At 41.3% G+C, this 20,326-nt stretch carries 7 protein-coding genes; all 7 read left to right on the top strand.

What is annotated here, in order from left to right:
- The coding region (locus H7T93_RS09060) for an LPXTG cell wall anchor domain-containing protein (RefSeq protein WP_201035992.1) at positions 1–610 on the top strand (610 nt) is incomplete at its 5' end.
- A gap of 466 nt (positions 611–1,076) precedes the next feature.
- Positions 1,077–7,142, top strand: a complete 6,066-nt coding sequence (locus H7T93_RS09055) for a ZmpA/ZmpB/ZmpC family metallo-endopeptidase (protein ID WP_195950917.1) — start codon at positions 1,077–1,079, stop codon at positions 7,140–7,142.
- 472 nt (positions 7,143–7,614) lie between these two features.
- A complete protein-coding gene (locus tag H7T93_RS09050) occupies positions 7,615–11,277 on the top strand; it encodes a YSIRK signal domain/LPXTG anchor domain surface protein (RefSeq protein WP_037601916.1) in 3,663 nt (1,220 codons plus the stop codon).
- A gap of 184 nt (positions 11,278–11,461) precedes the next feature.
- Complete coding sequence (locus H7T93_RS09045) at positions 11,462–12,670, top strand: exonuclease SbcCD subunit D (RefSeq protein ID WP_201041882.1); 1,209 nt, start codon at positions 11,462–11,464, stop codon at positions 12,668–12,670.
- Positions 12,667–15,846, top strand: coding sequence for an AAA family ATPase (locus H7T93_RS09040; RefSeq protein ID WP_201041880.1), 3,180 nt, complete (start codon positions 12,667–12,669; stop codon positions 15,844–15,846). The genes H7T93_RS09045 and H7T93_RS09040 overlap by 4 nt, the downstream gene beginning before the upstream one ends.
- A 428-nt stretch (positions 15,847–16,274) precedes the next feature.
- Positions 16,275–16,364: a twin-arginine translocation signal domain-containing protein gene (locus H7T93_RS10075; protein ID WP_155124243.1), complete on the top strand. Its 90-nt coding sequence runs from the start codon at positions 16,275–16,277 to the stop codon at positions 16,362–16,364.
- 1,807 nt (positions 16,365–18,171) lie between these two features.
- Positions 18,172–20,265 (top strand): glycosyltransferase, encoded by a 2,094-nt coding sequence (locus tag H7T93_RS09030; protein WP_037601928.1) that lies wholly within the window; start codon positions 18,172–18,174, stop codon positions 20,263–20,265.
- Positions 20,266–20,326: the final 61 nt, after the last annotated feature.

Here is a 20,326-nt window from a genome sequence, read left to right as displayed (position 1 = left end):
TTCTGTCACTGCAACAGATGATGCAGGCAACACCTCTAACCCAACATCAGTGACTGTAGGTAAGGGAACTGATACGATAGCGCCAGACGCACCAGTAGTGAATACTGATCTTACAGGTAAGGCGGGCACTCGTACTCCAATCGATGTTATTGCAGAACCAGGTTCTAAGGTTGAATTGTTCGATAAAGACGGCAATAAGATTGGTGAAGCGACAGCTGATGAAACAGGTCTCGCAGTGGTAGTTCCAACAGTTAACATTCCAGAAGGTAGCGTGACAGCTAGAGCGACAGACCTAGCAGGTAACGTTTCAGGAGCTAGTGCTCCAATGTTTGCCACAACAAGTGGAACAGTAGATTCCTTCAACAATGGTAAGGGTTCTGAGAATACTCCAACAGTTGTTAAACCATCACTAAATGGTAAAGTTGAGTCATCAACAACTTTAGCTAATCATATGAACCTTAAAGCAAGAGCAAACATTTCATCAACTGAAAAAGATGCTTCTACACTTCCAGAAACAGGAGACGAAGTATCTATCGGTGGCGTAGTCCTTGGTGGAATTCTTGCGGCAGCTGGACTTGGTTTAGTAGGAAAACGCAAAAAAGAAGACTAAAATAGTTAATAGGTTAAATCCCTCAATATAGTTAGTTAGACTATTTCAGTTTTCGAAAAAGAGACTCATCCCATAAGGGGTGGGTCTCTTTTGTGTCTATTGAACGATGATTTTTACTTACATTAAAATATTAGATATAAAATTGAATAAGAGAGATTAGCCCAATTATTTTTCTTTTGAATTATTAGTATTTTGAATTTCAATAGAATATTTTTACAAATGTTAGAGTCTTTATAATTATTTATATGAAAAGGCTTTAGAGGTTTTCATGAAAGAAAAGTATGGTTGCTAAATAATTATTTATATTGATTAAAAATTAGAGAAAATACTTGCCTAAAGATTAAAAAAAGGATATGATAGATTTCGGAAGAAGGATAATAAATGTATAGAGTGCGTGTTTTTCAGTAACGTCTTCGTTTTTGAAGTGCCTTTGGGGTACAACGATTAACATATAGGAAGATTATGAATGAAACAAGCAAATCATGTTTTTGAAAAAGTGACAAAATACGCCATTCGTAAATTGTCAGTTGGTGTCGGGCCAGTTGCTATCGGAACATTCTTGTTAGCAGGTGGTCTTTTCGTGTCTAAGCCAGTTTCGGCGGATCAGATTACTACGGATGCTTCGGTACATATGGCCTATGTTACTGAAAATGAATTGACAGCTGAAGAGCAGAAGCAAGTGATTCATGCTATTCCAAAGGAATATCAAAATGATGATACTTTTTATCTGGTCTATAAACGTAAGGGAGACAGTCAAGCTACTCTTCCTCAGACAGGTAGTTCTGACTGGGCCGCAACAGGTTTAGGGCTGACAACAGCAACTTTGGCTGTGCTCCTATTTTCAAAAAAACACCGCAAAAAGATTATTGGATTGGTCTTGATTGGAGCAGCAGGGCAAAGTTTACTTGTCCCTCTTGAGGTTCTTGCTTTGCAAAATAAGGAGTTACAGGCATATAATCAGACTCTGACTGTCTCAGATGAGGCGGATCTAGCTAAAGGTGTTATTACAATCGATGGTTATGAGTATGTCGGCTATCTTCGTTACTCGGCTAAGCCTGAACTTGAACAACCTTTGGAGAATACTTTGAAAGGACTTGAGCCATCAAGAGAAGATAAAAACACAGCAAGCCGGGATGAAATAGATAAAGAAATCAGTTGGAAAAAAGGAACTCAGGAGCCAGGTCATGAGGGCGAAGCTCTAGTTCAACCTGCTAATCCAGAGTACACTGGACCAATTAGCGCTAAAGGTACGCAAGAATCAGGTCATGAAGGTGAAGCAGCTGTTCAACCTGCTAATCCAGAGTATACGGGCCCAATCAGTGCTAACGGCACACAAGAAGTTGGCCATGAGGGTGAGGCAGTGGTTCAACCCGCCAATCCAGAATATACTGGTGTTATCAGTGCTAACGGTACGCAAGAGGTTGGTCACGAAGGCGAGGCTCTAGTTCAACCCGCCAATCCAGAGTACACCGGCCCAATCAGTGCTAACGGGACACAAGAAGTTGGCCACGAAGGCGAGGCTCTAGTTCAACCCGCCAATCCAGAGTATACGGGCCCAATCAGTGCTAACGGTACGCAAGAGGTTGGTCACGAAGGCGAGGCAGTTGTTCAACCTGCTAACCCAGAGTACACCGGTTCAATCAGTAGCGATACTACAAGTGCCAATGGTACCCAGGAAGTTGGTCATGAGGGAGAAGCGTGGGTTCAACCTACCGCTCCAGAATATACGGGCCCAATCAGTGCTAACGGCACACAAGAAGTTGGCCATGAGGGTGAAGCTGTGGTTCAACCAGCGGCTCCAGAATATACTGGTCCAATCAGTGCTAATGGCACACAAGAAGTTGGCCACGAAGGCGAGGCAGCTGTCCAACCAGATAATCCAGAGTACACTGGACCAATCAGTGCCAATGGAACACAAGAATCAGGCCACGAAGGTGAGGCCCTTGTTCAACCTGAGAATCCTGTTCATACCCCAGTTGTCGGCAGTATCACAGAGACTGAAACGCAAGCCATCGATTATCCTATCGAAGTGATTACGGATGATAACAAGTATATGGATGAAGAAGTTGTCGAACAAGAGGGTAAAAAAGGTAGCCAAGAAATCCAGAAAATTTACCAAACCATTGATGGTGTCAAGGTTGGTGAGCCGACTATTGTGTCAGGTAAGGTTATTGAGGTGCCACAACCTAGAAAAATCCGTCGTGGTAGCAAGCCTCTAGATGGCACAACGACGGAGGAGTCCATTGTAGAGCTTCCATTTAAAGAAATTGTCCAAGAAGATGATAGTCTAGAAAAAGGCACATTGAAAGTTGTCCAAGAAGGTCAAAAAGGCCAAAATATAATCACCAAGGTTTATAAGACTTACAAGGGTAACAAGACTGCTGAAGAGCCAACTGTCACTGAAACCGTGCTAGTTCCTGTCCAAGATCGTATCGTTCGCAAAGGGGCTAAGATATCAGAAAAACCAGTTCTTACACTGACACAGATTGACAAGGATGACTTGGGTCGAAGTGCCAAGCTTAGCTACCAATTGACTAATCCAGGTTCAGTAGCCATCACGACTATTAAAGCGGTACTTAAGAAAGATGGACAAGTTGTCCAAACGCTTGATGTTCCTAGCACGACCTTGACTGCTGATTTAACAAACTTAGACTATTACAAGCCGTATACACTTACAACAACCATGACCTTTGATCGTGGCAATGGTGAGGAAAGTCAGGTCCTGGCAGACCAAACCATCCAACTTGATCTCAAGAAAGTTGAGCTTAAAGATTTTGCCCGTACGGATTTGATTAAGTATGACAATCAAACAGAAGTGGATGAAACCCGTCTGACAGCTGTACCTCAAGACCTTACGAATTATTACTTGAAGATGACTTCGGCAGATCAGAAAACAACTTACTTGGCTGTCAAGTCTATCGAAGAGACAACAGTTGATGGTAAGGCGGTTTATAAGGTAACTGCAGAAGCGGACAATTTGGTGCAACGTGATGGCCAAAATCATTTTGCTCAAACTTATAGCTACTACATTGAGAAACCGAAAGCTAGTCAAGCCAATGTTTACTATGATTTTGCTGAGTTGGTCAATGCCATTCAGGCTAATCCATCAGGTGAATTTAGACTGGGTCAAAGTATGAGTGCTCGTCACGTTGTTCCAAACGGCAAATCATACATTACGACCGAATTTACTGGTAAGTTGATTAGTGATGGTGACAAACGTTTTGCCATCTATGATTTGGAACACCCATTGTTCGATGTTATCAATGGGGGAACCATTAAGAATATCAACTTTGAAAATGTAGACATCAATCGCCCTGGTCAGAATCAAATAGCAGCAGTTGGATTTAACCTTAAAAACAAAGGTTTGATTGAAGATGTTAAGGTGACTGGTTCAGTTACTGGTAATAATGACGTTGCGGGGATTGTCAATAAGATTGATGAAGATGGCAAGATTGAAAATGTCGCCTTTATCGGTAAGATTAACTCTGTTGGTAATAACTCGACAGTTGGTGGGATTGCTGGCTCAAACTACATGGGATTTGTTAACAGAGCTTATGTGGATGCGACTATTACGGCCAATAATGCCAATGCAAGTATGCTGGTACCATATGTCACCTACATGCTTAATAGCTGGAAGTCTGGAACTAAGGCAAGGGTAACAAATTCAGTAGCCAAAGGTGTTCTTGATGTTAAAAACACAAGATATGTCGGTGGTATTGTTGCCAAGACTTGGCCTTACGGAGCTGTTCAAGACAACGTGACCTATGCCAAGGTAGTTAAAGGTCAAGAAATCTTTGCATCTAATGATGTTGATGACGAAGATGGTGGACCTTATATCAAAGACCTCTTTGGGGTTATCGGCTATAGTTCTGCCGAAGATGGCACTGGTAGAGATACCAAGAGTCCGAAAAAACTCAAACATTTGACTAAGGAAGAAGCTGACAAGCGTGTTGAAGGCTACAAAATAACGGCTGATACATTTGTCAGCGAACCTTACGCGTTGAATACTCTTAATAATGTTTCTAGTCAAGCTGATTTTGCCAATATTCAAGACTATAATCCAGAATACAACCAGGCTTATAAGAATATTGAGAAACTTCAACCGTTCTATAACAAGGATTATATTGTCTATCAAGCAAACAAACTGGCTAAAAACCATAACTTGAATACCAAAGATGTACTCTCAGTGACACCAATGAAAGACAGTAATTTTGTCACAGACTTAAGCGATGCTAACAAGATTATTGTTCACTATGCTGATGGTACTAAAGACTACTTCAAGCTTTCAGATAGTTCAGAAGGTTTGAGCAACGTTAAGGAGTACACTGTTACTGATTTGGGTATCAAGTACACTCCGAATATTGTCCAAAAAGATCACTCAAGTCTTATTAATGGTATTGTTGATATCCTTAAAACGATTGAGTTGCAGTCTGATCCAATTTACCAAAAACTTGGTCGTACCGGTCCAAATAGAGTAAATGCCATTAAGAACCTCTTCTTGGAAGAAAGCTTTGAGGCTGTTAAAGCTAATTTGACTAACCTTGTGACTAAGCTGGTTGAAAATGAGGATCACCAGCTTAACCAATCACCTGCCGCTCAACAAATGATTCTTGATAAGGTCGAGAAAAATAAGGCTGCTCTCTTGCTAGGTTTAACCTATTTGAATCGTTATTACGGTGTTAAGTTTGATGATGTCAATATCAAAGAAATCATGCTCTTCAAGCCAGACTTCTATGGTAAAAATGTGGATGTCCTTGACCGTTTGATTGAGATTGGCTCTAAGGAAAATAATATCAGTGGATCAAGAACATATGATGCTTTTGGTGAAGTTCTAGCGAAATATACTAAATCTGGAGATTTAAATGGTTTCCTAAACTATAATAGAGAATTGTTCACTAATATCGACAATATGAATGATTGGTTCATCGATGCCACTAAGGACAAGGTCTATGTTGTAGAGAAAGCTTCGCAAAATGAAGGTGTCGGTGAGCACAAGTATCGTGCTTACGATAACTTAACACGTGGCCTACACAGAAAAATGATTCTGCCATTATTGAATCTTGATAAAACAGAGATGTTCTTGATTTCAACCTATGACACCATGTCATATGGAACAGCTAACAAGTACAATACGACTCTTGAGAAACTGAAACCTGAGATTGATCTAGCTGCCCAACGTCAAATCAACTACCTTGATTTCTGGCATAGATTGGCTACAGACAAAGTTAAAAACAGATTGTTCAAAGATATTGTCAATCCTGTCTGGGAAGGTTTCTATGTCTGGGGTCATGGTTGGCCAGGTTGGCCAGAGCGCTACGGTCAATTTAAAGACAGTACAGAAGTCTATGCGCCAATCCGTGAAATCTATGGTCCAGTTGGTGAGTACTATGGAGACAACGGAGCTATGGCCGGTGCCTATGCTGCTATCTATGACAATGCCTTTGATAATCGTGCCAAAGTTACTTTCGTCATGTCTAACATGATTAGTGAGTACGGTGCTTCGGCCTTTACGCATGAAACGACCCACATCAATGACCGTATTGCTTACTTTGGAGATTATGGTCGTCGTGAAGGAACAGACGTTGAAGCATATGCCCAAGGTCTTCTTCAATCACCAGCTACTCAAGGTCATCAAGGTGAATACGGCGCCTTAGGACTTAACATGGCCTTTGAAAGAGAAAACGACGGTAATCAGTGGTATAACACTAATCCAAACAAGTTGAACTCACGTGAAGCCATCGACCGTTACATGAAGGGCTACAACGATACCCTCATGCTTCTTGACTCACTTGAAGGGGAAGCGGTCCTCAGTCAAGGAAATCAAGAGCTCAATAACGCATGGTTCAAGAAGGTAGATAAACAGCTACGAGGTAACAGTAAAAATCAATACGACAAGGTTCGTGCTCTAAGTGATAGTGAAAAGGCTATTAACTTGACCTCTATTGATGACCTTGTGGACAATAACTTCATGACCAATCGTGGTCCAGGAAATGGTGTCTATAAACCAGATGATTTCTCTTCTGCTTATGTCAATGTTCCTATGATGTCTGCCATCTATGGAGGAAATACCAGCGAGGGTTCTCCTGGTGCCATGTCCTTCAAGCATAATACCTTCAGACTCTGGGGTTACTATGGCTATGAAAAAGGCTTCCTAGGTTATGCGACTAACAAGTATAAACAAGAAGCAAAAGCGGCTGGTAAGGACACCCTTGGAGACGACTTTATCATTAGCAAGATTTCTGATGGTCAGTTCAACTCACTAGAAGCCTTCAAGAAGGCCTACTTCAAAGAAGTGAAAGACAAAGCGTCACATGGTTTGACGACAGTTACAATTGACGGCACAACAGTAAGCTCTTACGATGATTTATTAGCCTTGTTTAAGGCTGCAGTAGCAAAAGATGCTGCAAGTATTAAAACAGATAATAACGGTAATAAATCAGTGTCAACAAGCCATACGACGAAACTCAAAGAAGCTGTCTATAAGAAACTCCTACAAGAGACAGATAGTTTCACAAGTTCTATTTTCAAATAATAGATGAAAGAATCCCCTTTGGCGAAAAGCCAAGGGGATTTTTGAATCTTTCTTGAAATCTTGTGCCAAAAAGTCTGAAAACCTAGTAGTGATAAGGGATTTAGAAATCAAGCGGTAAGATGTGAGTTAGGAGGTTTAAAAAAATATTCTTTTTGAAGGTATAAATTTTGTATTTTAATAAATAGAATCAAAACCAAATAATGTCGTATCGGGAATGGGTGTTTTTAATAAAAAAGATTATCGGTTAAAAATATTTCGAAAATTATAAAACTAACAAAAAGTGGGGTTTTGGAAAATGAAAGCACGAATGTTTTGATGTTTCAAAGGACTTAGATAAAAGTTTTAAATTAATGTTTTCTAATAAAAGTTAAACTTTTACACAATTATTAGTATATATTTGACAATTTAATAATTATAGTATAAAATGGAAATTGTATATAAAGTAATTTGGATATTGAGGAAATTTATTATTATGAGAGATATGTTTAATAAACGCCAACGTTTTTCATTAAGAAAATATAGCTTTGGTGTAGCCTCTGTCCTTTTGGGAGTTTCAATCTTCTCAAATGCGCAGGGTGCCCAAGCTGATGAAACGGTAGCACCAACTACCGCAGGTATGGAAACAACTGCTGAGCCAGATGTCGTCGTGGAGCAATCAACGCCAACAACAGCATCAGTAGCGCCAGCAACAACAGAAAACGCACCAAGTTCAGTCTCTACTGTGGCCTTGGCTAGTGAACAACCGCAATCAGCAGCTCAAAACAGCCAAGCAGCTTCAACAACTAGTCAAACAGCAGCTAGTTCAGAAGCAACTTCTCAGGCTGCATCGCAAGCGAGCTCTGAATCTGCAGTAGCAAATGTTTCATCTGTAGCTACTAGTGCACAAGCTCTTAACTCAACAGCTGTAGCAGAAACTCCAGCTGCTGGTCAAGTATCAGCACAAACAAGTGCGGCTGCTTCAGTTGCGACTGCAGCAGAAACTGCAAGTGCAGAGTCTACAACTAACGCTGTAAATAGCGTCCTTAAAGTAGCGACTAGCGAGTTGGCTGTGACAAGCAGTGAATTGAATGCTGCTGAAGCAAGTCTTAACTCTGAAAATCTCATCAATGCTATGGGACTTGCGGTATCAAACCGTAGCCTTCGTACAACTGATGCGGTTGCTGTTTTGACAAATGCTGGAGCAGGCTCAACAAACCCTGACTTGACAAACCTCGGCTACAAACTTGCCTTTTTGCCAGAGCGTCAACAATACTTTGTTAACATTGATTATATCAACCACCTTAAAGTCGGTCGTGATAGCGATGGTGTCATGAGAGCTTATGACTACATTGACGATGCGACTGGTAGATATGTGGTCGTCGTAAACTATGCCAACCTTGGTATTATCGACTATGTGGATGAAGCTGGAAATAAGATTCCAAACTCTTCAACCTACCGTATTAACAACTCAACTGAAACAATCACAGCAAACGGTAAAACTTACAATAAAATCTATGATGCCGGTATAACAGAACTTCCACCAGTGCCAGCAGGATACCGCATCAAATATGCCTCTGCTGATAAGTCTAGAGCTAATGCTTATGTGGATGTTTTAAAAGCAGAACGTCAATATGATTATGTTAACGGTATTGCAACGATTCGCTCAAATCGTTCTTGGGCTTATAATCAAAGCCGTGTCGTTGACCTCGTTCAATTTGCCAATGGCGCTCAAGGTTTAGATGCTTCTATTGATGCTAATGGTGGTGGTCAATACCTAGCTCCAGGTTACCGTTACCACATTATCGTTGAAAAAGACACGAAAGATGTCACTAAAGCAACAAGTCAAACAGTGACTTACACTGGTGCTGATACGAAGACACCAGCTGCTAACACTCAAAATGACTTTAGCTTCAACGGTAAAGAAGATCCTACAACTAATACAACAACTTGGACTGAAACGACTCACACTTATGGAACAGTCAAAACTCCAGTTGTTACTGGTTACTATGCCGATAAAGCCGTAGCAGGTGGCAAGACAGTTACTCCAGATGCACCAAATGCGACAGACACAGTGACATACAAAGCCTTTGGTAAATTTATCGCTGTGGATGAAAATGGCAATCCAATTCCAGGTGTATCAACAACTGCCTACACTAACGATCCTAATGATGCGACTAAGATGATTGCCATCGACAAGACGCTTCCAAGTATTCCTGGTTACACTGTTAAGGTTGTCCCTGCATCACCATCAAATCCAGGTGAAGACACTCGTGTCGTTTACGTAGCAATCGTTAACGATGTGACTAAGGCGACGAAACAAACAGTTACTTTCCAAGGTGCTGGCGATAAAACTCCAGCTGCAGATGTGAAATCTGACTATACCTTTGCAGGTAAGGATAACCAAGCGACTGGTAAGGTGACTTGGAATGAAACTAGCCACACTTACGGTACAGTTAAGGTTCCTGTTGTTAATGGTTACTTTGCAGATAAAGCGGTAGCAGGTGGCAAGACAGTAACTCCAGATGTTCCAGAAGCAACTGACACTGTAACTTATAAGGCCTTTGGTAAATTTGTCATTGTCGATGAAAATGGTAACCCAATTGCAGGTGTGTCAGATACTGCCTACATCAATGATCCTAACGATCCAACTAAGATGATTGCAGTTGACAAGAACTTGCCAACTATCCCAGGTTACACTGCTAAGGTAGTACCTGCAACACCAGGTGACTTGTCTAGCGATACTAAGGTTGTTTATGTTAAGAACGATCAAAAAGCAAGTGTTGTTTACCGTGATAAAACAAGTGGTTCAATCCTTGAAACTGTTACTTTGGCTGGTAAGTCTGGTGAAGCGGTTAACTATTCAACAGCTGAACGTATCAAACACTATCAAGACCTTGGCTATGTCCTTGTAACAGATGGTTACCCAGCTGGTGCAAGCTTTGACTTGGATAGCACAGTTGACCAAGCTTGGACAGTAAGCTTCAAACGTGTAGCACTTGACTTTAATCCAGACAATGCTCACGAACCAGGAACACCAATCTATCCTAACCAACCAAACGGTCCAAAATGGCCAGCTAAGGATGCTTACCTTAAAGATGTGACATATACTGTTCACTATGCAAGCAAAGATAGCAATGCTAAATTGCCAGTAGACAGTGTTCAGAAAGCACAATGGAAACGTTCATTGACGCTTGACTCTGTAACAGGTGATATTCTTACTGCAGGTGAATGGAAGGCAGATAAGACTAAGTTTGATCTCGTGATTACACCAATGGTTAACGGTTACTTCGCCGATAAAGGCAGTGTGGCTTCTCAAGATGTCACTATGGACAGCAAGGTTGAGACTGTAACTTACACTAAATTTGGTAAGATTATTGCCGTTGACGAAAAAGGGAATCCAATCCCAGGTGTTGAAGCAGTTGCTTACACAAATGATCCTAACGATCCAACTAAGGCTGCTATGACTCTTGTTCCTGAAGTGAAAGGTTACAAGGCTGATAAGACTGGTGTGACACCAAGCAACCCTGGTGAAGATACAAAGGTTGTTTACAAGGTGGTTAATGCAGAACCTGCTAAACCGGCAGTTAACAAAGAAGTTGGTACTATCGTTGTTATCTACCGTGACGAGTATGGTAACCAAATCAAGATGCCACTTGTGATCACTAACTCTGTTGGTTCTGAAGTTAACGTTCACGGTGACCGTTATATCTACCGTAATGGTGTGAAATACGAATTGATTCGTCAAGAAGGTAAATCTACAGACAAGATGACAAAAGGTCAAACAGTCGTGACCTATATCTATCGTAAGGTCGAAGATGGCTCAACACCTTCAAATGGTAATAATGGTCAATCTGGAAATGGTGGAAATTCAACTTCTAAAGCTGTAAAAGCGGCCTCAAATGGATCTAAAGGTTCTAAAGGTTCTAAAGGTTCTGGATCAGCAGCCGATGGCGCTTCAGATGGTAAAGGTTCAGATAAGAAGAAATCTGGAAACAAAGATGGTAAGAAGGCAGATGGTTCTGATAAAGCTAAAGAAGGCGACGGACAATTGCCAGTAACAGGTGAGTCAGATAACAACCTTGCAGCAATGGGTGTTGTTGTTATGGGACTTATGTCAGGACTTGCGGCTATGAATCGTCGTAAAAACCAAGACTAAGATTTCCACACCTTATCTCTCATAAATTCCAAAAATAAAATCTCTCTCGAGTGTGATTGCTCGGGAGAGATTTTTTGGTCTGCGGATAAAATTCACGGAATCTCCCAAGGTTTGTGAATCTTTTAAGCAGTATTTAGCTTGATAAGGTACAATAGAGTAAGACAAAACGAATGAGGAGACTGTCATGAAGTTTTTACATACGTCAGATTGGCATGTGGGGCGAACCCTCAATGGCTGGTCTTTGTTGGAGGAGCAGGAGTGGGCATTTCAACAGATTGTGGATTTGGCTATTAGCGAAAAAGTGGATGGGGTTATCATTGCGGGAGACCTCTATGACCGTGCGGTGCCGCCTGTGGATGCGATTAAGCTATTTAATAAGACCTTGGCCCGCTTGGTGTTGGAGGATAAGATTCCTGTCTATGCTATCAGTGGCAACCACGATGGTGCGGAACGTTTGCATTTTGGGCGTGACTTCTTTCAACCTCAGGGCCTTCATTTGAGCACACGTTTGGAGGAGGCTTTTGAGCCTATTGAGTTGGAGGTTTGCCAGATTTTCCTCCTTCCCTTTATTGACCCCATTGATGCTCGTATTTACTATAAAGACGATGAGAATAAGGAAATTCAGGGAATTGGTGATGCCTTGGCCTACATTCTCGAGGATATGGAAAAAGCTTTTGATCCTGACAAGGTCCATATTTTGGTGACGCATTTTGCGGTTTCTAAAAAGGATGATAGCGATGGTCAAAGTCTACGGGAATTGATGTTGTCTGAAACCAGCAATACGGTAGGTGGTCTTACCAATGTGACCAGTGACCTTTTCAAGGCTTTCGATTATGTGGCCTTAGGGCATATCCATACGCGTTTTGCCAGTCCGAGCCAGCGCGTGCAATATTCAGGCAGTCCGGTCGCCTTTAATGTCAAAGAAGCCAAGCGTAAGGAAGAAAAAGGCGTTTATATTCTTGACTTGGATGCAACTGGAGACTTGTCTCAGGCCTTCCATCCTTTAGAGGTCAGACGGCCGATTGTGACCTTGCAGGAGCCTTTTGAAACCTTGGTGTCACCTGAATTTTATAAGGTACAACCTTGTCAAAAGGCTTGGTTTGCCTTTGATATTCAATTGTCCAGTCGTAAGGAACTAGAGGGCATCAATGTGCGTGCCCGTCTGGAAGAGATTTATGGGACAGACATTGTAGAAATCACTTTCAGTCGTTTGGGTGATGTCAGGGAAGAAAGCTTGACTGTAGATCAGCACTTAAAAGATTTGGAAATGCGGTCGCCTCAGGAAATTGTCTCTGATTTTTACCAGACAGTGACTGGGGGCGATGTCTTGTCTGAGAGACAAACTGCCCTTGTGGAAAGTATTTTTGAGGAGATTGAGAGGAGTCGACAATGAGACCAGTCCAGTTAGAATTGACCAATTTTGGGCCTTATCGTAAGGAAGTCATCAATTTCACCCAGTTTGACCATGCTCCCCTCTTTTTGATTGGTGGGGACACGGGGGCTGGTAAGAGTACCCTCTTTGATGCCATGACGGTTGCCTTGTTTGCCACAACCAGTGGTGATCGTAATGTTGAAGAGATGAGGTCAACCTTCGCTGGTCCAGAGGATGACTTGACCAAGGTAACCTTTTATTTCCAACAAGGCAAGCATCTTTATCGCATTGAGCGAGTGCTCCAGCAGGAGAGAGCCAAGCGAGGTGGGGGCACGACCATGCAAAAGGCAACGGCTTCTTTAGTCATTGTGGATAAGATTGGTGGTCAGGAAATTGAAAAGCTTGGGGATAAGATCAAGGAAGTGAGTGACCAGATTGAGCAGATTTTGGGGCTCAATGCTGAGCAGTTCAAACAGATTATTCTCCTTCCGCAAAATGATTTCAGCCGTTTCTTGAAAGAAGATTCCAAGATCAAGACTCAAATTTTAAAGAAAATCTTTGGAACGGGTATTTTTGACCGTTTTCAAAAGAGCTTGGAAGAGCGTCTTCGTCAGAGCAATAAAGATATGGATAAGCGTCAAGCTCAGCTAGATGGCCATTTTGCCAGTCAGGTGTGGTCTGAGGAGGAATTAGCAGTCTTGATCCAAACGCCAGCCTCTGAAAAATTGGCACGCCTTGAAGAGCTTTTGTCTCAGCGTCAAGAAAGTCTTACGGAGCAAAAAAGCATCTTGAAGGATGCCTATGAGGATTTGGTTAAACTGCAGAAGAGCTTGCAAACTGCCCAAGATTTGGCAAAGATTTTCCAAGAATTGAAGCAAGCCAAGGAGCGTTACCGTCTGGAAATTGAGGAAGGTGCTCAGGAACAGGCAGAAGCCAAAGTGCATCTGGAGGAATTGCAGTTCGCTCAAGGTCTGCAGGAAACCATTAGTAGCCTTAAACAATATCAGAAACAGTTGTTGCAATTAGAGCAGGATCTTGAAATCGCTCAGGAAGAATTGAGTGAAAAGCAGCAGGCTTTTGAGGGAGTTAAGGCTCAAAAAGAGGCACTCGCAGCTCAATCTAAGGACTCTCTTCAAAAAGAAGAGGAGCTTGAAACTTGGAAAGAGGATATTATCTATGCTCAGAGTCTTGTCCGAGAGCAGGAGAAAATCAAACGTTCAAGCACTAACTACAAGCAGTTGGAAGAAACCTATCAACAGGCGTCGAAAAAGATTGAGACGCTTAACAAGTCCTTGTCAGATTTGGAGGCCAATCGCCTAAGTTTAGATAGCTTGCATGAAGCCGAAAAACTCCTCCAGTCTGTGGGTTACAATGTGGATAATCAACTGGCTCAGGACCTGAAAGAAATAGAGGACTTGAAGCAGGAGTTGGCCAAGACGGAAAAACGTCAACAAGGGTTATCTTTGGATATTGACCAAGTTCAAGAAAGTCTCAAGGAATTGGAAGACCAGTTAGCAACCACTTTAGCTTCACGTCGTCAACTCATGATTGCCCAGTTGCAGGCAGAATTAGAGGATGGACAGCCATGTATGGTTTGTGGTTCCATTGACCATCCTAAGGTCGATGGGACACAGGCGAATGAAGCGGCCTTGAAGGATCTCATGAATCAGGTGGAGGAACTTCAAGCTCAAAAAGAAAAGAAAGTCGCTACCTTGTCAAACCGTCAGGCTACCTTGAGCGAAGTTGAATCTAAACGTCAAGATTTGCTTGACCAAGTGGCTAAAGTCAAGCTAGCTCTCGAAAAACACTATCAAGAACTCCAGGAGCAAGTTAAGGGACAATTTGATTTTGATTTTTCAGAGGACTATGAAGCAGACTGTGGACAAGCCTTACTCCGAAAGGTTGAGCAGTATTATCAAGATCTACACAAACGCTTTGATAAGGAAGAGGCAGATCGTGTCCATTATCAAGAGAAGTTAGGGCAAGCTCAGGAAAAATTGATAGATTTGGCTAAAGCCTATCAAGAGGCTAAGGCGGCGCTTGACCAAGCTAAGGAACGTCTTAAGGAGTTACAAGAAGCTCATCAAGAGCTTGAATCTGTTGAGGTTTATCAAGAACGTATTTCCCTAGCAAAGCAGGAGTTGGACCTCTACAATAAGCAAGTCAAGGAAAATAGTGGAGCCTACAACCAACTTCATGCTGACATTCAAGGCATCAAGGGGCAACTTGAGAGCTTAACCAAGTCTAAAGAAAATGCTAGCCAAGAAACTAAGCGTTTATCGGCTGAACTAGACCAAAGTCTTATGGCTGAAGGGGCCCTCACCAATGACCTAGAGCAAATCCAGCTTTGGCTTCTTGAGGTGAATAAGCAAGCGATTCCTGAGCTCCAGGCTCAATTGACAAGCTACCAAACTCTTAAACAAGAGTTGAAGGCGCAGATTGTCAAGGGTCAAGAGCTTATCAAAGACCAAGAAAAGCCAGACCTTGGCAATCTAACACAAGCAGTAGAGGATTGTCAGGAGAGCTATGATAAGCAGCTGGCTCAGGTGTCTGTCATTGAGAAGGGGATTAAAGATGCGACGGCTACCTACCAAGCGGCCAAAACCCTTCAAGACAGTAATCAAGAGGCCTTTAAAGCTCACCAAGAGCTCAGCGATCTGGTTAAGGTGGTTAAGGGAGAAAATACAGCACTAACTGGACGACTCAATCTTGAAGTCTATGTTATCCGTCAGTATTTCCAACAAATCTTAGACTATGCCAATGCTAACTACATCGGTCTCTTAACGGATAACCGCTATTCCTTTGTCTTGAGTGAAGAAGGGCGTCGGGCGCGTGATCACTTTGGTTTGGACATCAACGTCTATGACCAGCTGACAGGTAGCGAGCGTTCCGTCAAATCCTTGTCTGGAGGAGAAACCTTTATCGCTGCACTGGCTATTGCCCTATCCCTCTCAGAGGTGGTGCAAAATACTAGCAAAGGTGCTGTTGTTGAAGCTCTCTTCATCGACGAAGGGTTTGGCTCACTGGATAAGGAAGCCCTGACCAAAGCCATCGCTGTTCTGGAACAAATCGGTGAAAACCGTATGGTCGGTGTCATCAGTCACGTGGACGACATGAAAGAAGGCATCGCCCAACAATTAGCTATCATCAAGTCGCATGATGGCAGTAGCCGTATTAAGATTGTGGATAAAGGGTAAAATATAAAAACTAAATTACTATCAATTAACGAGAATCAAAAGATATATCCTTTAACAGGAGTCTATTATCTGAGGAATAACTATCTTAGAAAATGTTCAATAGGCAATAGTTCCCCAAGTCTGTAGAATCCTACTTGTTGACGATTTAATTCAAGCTATTTTTAGTGGAACCTGAGTTTCTTCTTATAGAAAACGTTTTTTGTTATATTATTTCTTAAAGCAAGAAATTCCTAAGAAGTATAACTTCTTAGGAATTTTTTTTCATTGCTTATAAGTAGTCTACTGCAAGAATAGGAGTGTTCTTTTTAGCCGGTACACGAGTTTTAACACCATTATTCCCTTTAGGGAGACGTAATTTTGTAGTTCCTTGATTTGAAGAATTTGTTTGGTGTCTGTAGTTAACAGGGATACGTGTTTTCACACCGTTATTGCCTTTAGGAAGACGAAGTTTTTTAGCATTTGTTGGTGTAACTGGTGTTACAGGTTTTTCAGCTGTTCCTTCAGTCACTTCCTTGTAAATATAAGTGATTGTAACAGTATTTGAGATACGAATTTTGTGTGACTTAATTTCTTGGTCATCAATTAATTGTAGCTCATATGTTTTACCATTTGCCTGGATTGTTTTAGGAGCAGTCGGGAAATAGGCATAGTAAGCTAAATCAATATCACGTCTAACCATGTTGACTTGGATTGGAGCAATTTCCTGTCCCTTATTATCGACAAAACGGGCCTGTTGCGCGACAGTTGGCGCAAGGTCAACATCATCGTAGAAGTAGGTAACATCAATAATAGGACTTGAAGCAATCCCTTTTTTAGGTGCGCCGTAATTACTCTTATTGTTAAGCACCATGTCGTCGTATTTAGCAAAATACCATGTTTTTCCGTTTTCATCGGTAACCGTTGCTGGCGCAAAAGCAGCTGTGTCGTATTCAGTGAAAGCAGGAGTTTTAATCGTTGCGTAAAGCACATCTTTTTGAGAGCTAAATTGTGAGTAACTTGCTTCGGTTGTTCGACGGATGTGATGGATACGAACTTCTGACACACGCTCATCAACTGTTGGTGTGTTTACAACTGGACTTGATTCTTCAAGATTTATAGGAGTTGTATTTTCAACTGCTGGTGCAGGAGTACTTGCAGGTGTAGTTACCTCCTCACTAAGGATAGCAGTGCTCGCCGAGTTAACCTCAGTGGCAGTATTAGCGGTAGTAGCTGTGTTTACTGATTCGTGAGCTAGATTGACATCAACGGCTGAAGCAGGGATGTTTTCAACAACTAGGTTTTCAAAAGCCTCTGTAGTGGGAAGGTTTACTGGCAATTCTTGTTCATCTGCAAGTGCAGAAGATGATAGACCAAGTGCTAAAATTGCAGCACTAAGACCAATAGTAGCATGTAATTTCTTATTCATGTTTATTAATTCCTCCTTGATTTACACTGATTATATCATGCCCTGATAACAAATGTCAAAAAATTAGAGAATGTGTTTAGGAGGTTTTTTCTTGATAAGAAGCAACTGATAATGCTTTATAAAAAACATAACAGTAGTATTTAGTTAACATATTTATCAATATTGTTTTCTTCTTATATCCTTCTATAGAACTCATGATATCCATTTTTTTATCTAATAATATTTTTATAATCAAAAAAATTAATAAAAAGCGATGTGATAATTTTATTTAATAATTTAAGGCTATTAGGAGACTATAATATCTAATTTAGAGTACTAAATGAATATTTTTTGTAAAATGATGCCGGTTTTGATGAGGGTGAGATTAGGTGTCATTAGCTTCTACGAGATATTATCTTACTTAGATAAAAATAAGTTTAATCCCCGAAAAAGCTTATTTTTATAAACCTCATTGTGGTAGTTTTATCGTTTTTCTTTTCATTGAATGACTTGATTGCGCTTCTGAGTTTCACATATATGAATTACTTCAAGAGTGATAGTAATTTAATGGCATCCTACCGACATACTAATTTGGACTACAAGATGTGAATCATAAATTTGAAGAAGTCCAGGTTTGGATTGATAGAAGAGCCTCTCAGACCAAGAGCAAACCATCAGTTCTCACGCTAGACTTCTTAACTGTCGGTTTTTGAAATAAAAGTAATCTAATTTGGAATAGATTTAATCTATTAGAAAATTAAGTGATATTATGGTATAATTTAATGTTGTTAAGTCTCGAAAAAATAAGGAAAATGATATGAAGTGTATGGGATTTCAGATCTTGTGTGACAATGAAAACAGTTATAAACATTTTTTGATAGTCCTATTGTATTATGACTTTTTGAGACAAGAAAAAATATCACAGCTAGAAAAGTAAGAAAATGACAGAAAAAATTTCCGTAATTATTCCCGTTTACAATGTAGAAAATCAACTCCAGACCTGTTTAGACAGTGTTTTGGGGCAGACCTATCAAAATCTTGAAATTATTCTCATCAATTATGGCTCAATAGATAATAGTGATGCCATTTGCCGTAGTTATGCTGCTAGGGATTCTCGTATCCTCTATTTTAAAAAGGATAATGGAGGGCTTTCAGATGCTCGCCATATTGGTATTCGTCAGGCTAAGGGAGCTTACGTCACCTACGTGGATGCTGAGGATTGGGTAGAGTCTACTTATCTGGAGGAACTTTATAAGACTCTGCAGGCCCACAAGGCGGATATCGCAGTGGCCAATTACAGTGTCTATAAGGAATCGGAAGATCTCTTTTATTTTTATATCAAAGATGAAGATTATTATGAGCAGGTTTATTCACCGGCTCAGATTATTGATGGTCTCTTTGAAGAAACCAATAACATTAACATCGCTCTGATTTCTGCGACAGGCAAACTCTACAAACGTTCTTTGTTTAATGACTTGCTTTTTCCAAAAGAGCATGCAGGGGAGGATGGCTTTTTCAACCTTAAAGCCTATCTCATGAGTGAGCGTACGGTATATCTCAACAAGGGACTTTATGTATATCGTGAGAGTCCAGAGATGCCATCAGCGACTTGGATGCAAGACTGGATGATGACCTTGGTTTATGCCATGGAAGAACGCTTGGCTATTGTTGCTAGTCATGGTTTCCCTCTGGAGAAATACATGGTCACCTACCGTCAGATGCTAGAGGCTTGCTTGAAAAATGTGGAGGAGCAAGGTCTCACGGATTCTGATGCCTACCGCTCCATTCAGGAGAAATTCCAGGTCTTGAGTTTAGCTCCTCAACGTTATGAGACTAAAAAGCGTGCTATTGTTCTTGCGGCTAACTATACTTATGTTGACCAAGTGCTTACGACCATCAAATCCATCGTTTTCCATCATCGCAACATTCGTTTTTACTTGATTAATGATGATTTCTCTCAAGAGTGGTTTAGAGGACTAAACCGTCATCTGGCTGCCTTTGGTAGTGAAGTGATTAACTGTCGTGTGGATAGTAGTCATATCAAGCAATACAAGACTAATAGCAACTATGCAAGCTATCTTCGCTATTTTGTAGCGGACTTTGTGTCTGAGGAACAGGCCCTTTATTTGGATAGTGACATGGTGGTTACAGGTTCTCTAGAGGACCTCTTTACCCTTGATTTGCAAGGTCGACCTTTGGCTGCCGTGCGTGATTATGCTATTCAGGTTCAGGATCGCCAAGCGATGTTTGATGCTGGCTTCATGGTGATTGATACGGCTTATTGGAAGCAGTACAACATGAGACGTCACTTTATTGACATGACTAGCGAATGGCATGATAAGGTCCCATTTGCGGAGCAGTCCATTCTAAACATGGTCTTCCGTAACAACTGGTTGCCCTTGTCTTTTGACAACAACTATGCGGTTACCAAGTCTAGTTTAGCTGGTTTCCATCTGCCAAATGGTCAAGACTATCCTAAGGTTGTGCATTATGCCTCACACCGTAAGCCTTGGTTACCATTGGCTTGCCAAGCTTATCGCGAGGTCTGGTGGTTCTATGCTCAAATGGATTGGTCAGAGGTTGCTGAAAATGCCACTTTATTGCCACTTTCAGAGGACATGATTTATCCTAAGGGCCGTCCGTTTACTTGTTTGATTTACACCAACATTTCAGAAATTCCGCATTTGACGGACCTTATCTCGGCTCTTCCTAAGGTACAGTTTAAAATTGCCTCTCGACAGCATGTGACAGATAAACTGGCCCAATTGATTACCTATCCAAATGTGACGGTTTACTCAGCCATTGCGGGCTTAAATGGGCTAGATTTGGAATTGTTGCGTACCAGTGACTTGCTTCTAGATATCAATCCAGGAAGAAAAGTAGTGGAAATTCTTGATGCCTTTAGGTTTGAAAACAAACCGATTTTAGGGTTCGAGGACCTTAAGTCAACCAAGCATAACCAACAAACCTACTCAAGAGATCGTTGGAAAGAGATGGCTGAGACCATTCGCCAAATGCGTAAGAAGAGCCTGTAATCCTTTGCTTGGATAAGTAGGCTGAACTGGCGTCTCTGTCTCGTTTCAATCGAAATAACAT

The organism is Streptococcus sp. 9.1 (genome assembly GCF_016648815.1).
Taxonomy (GTDB): Bacteria; Bacillota; Bacilli; order Lactobacillales; family Streptococcaceae; genus Streptococcus; species Streptococcus salivarius_E.
The sequence above is the reverse complement of the archived record's forward strand: the minus strand, read 5'-3'. Positions and strand labels throughout refer to the sequence as shown.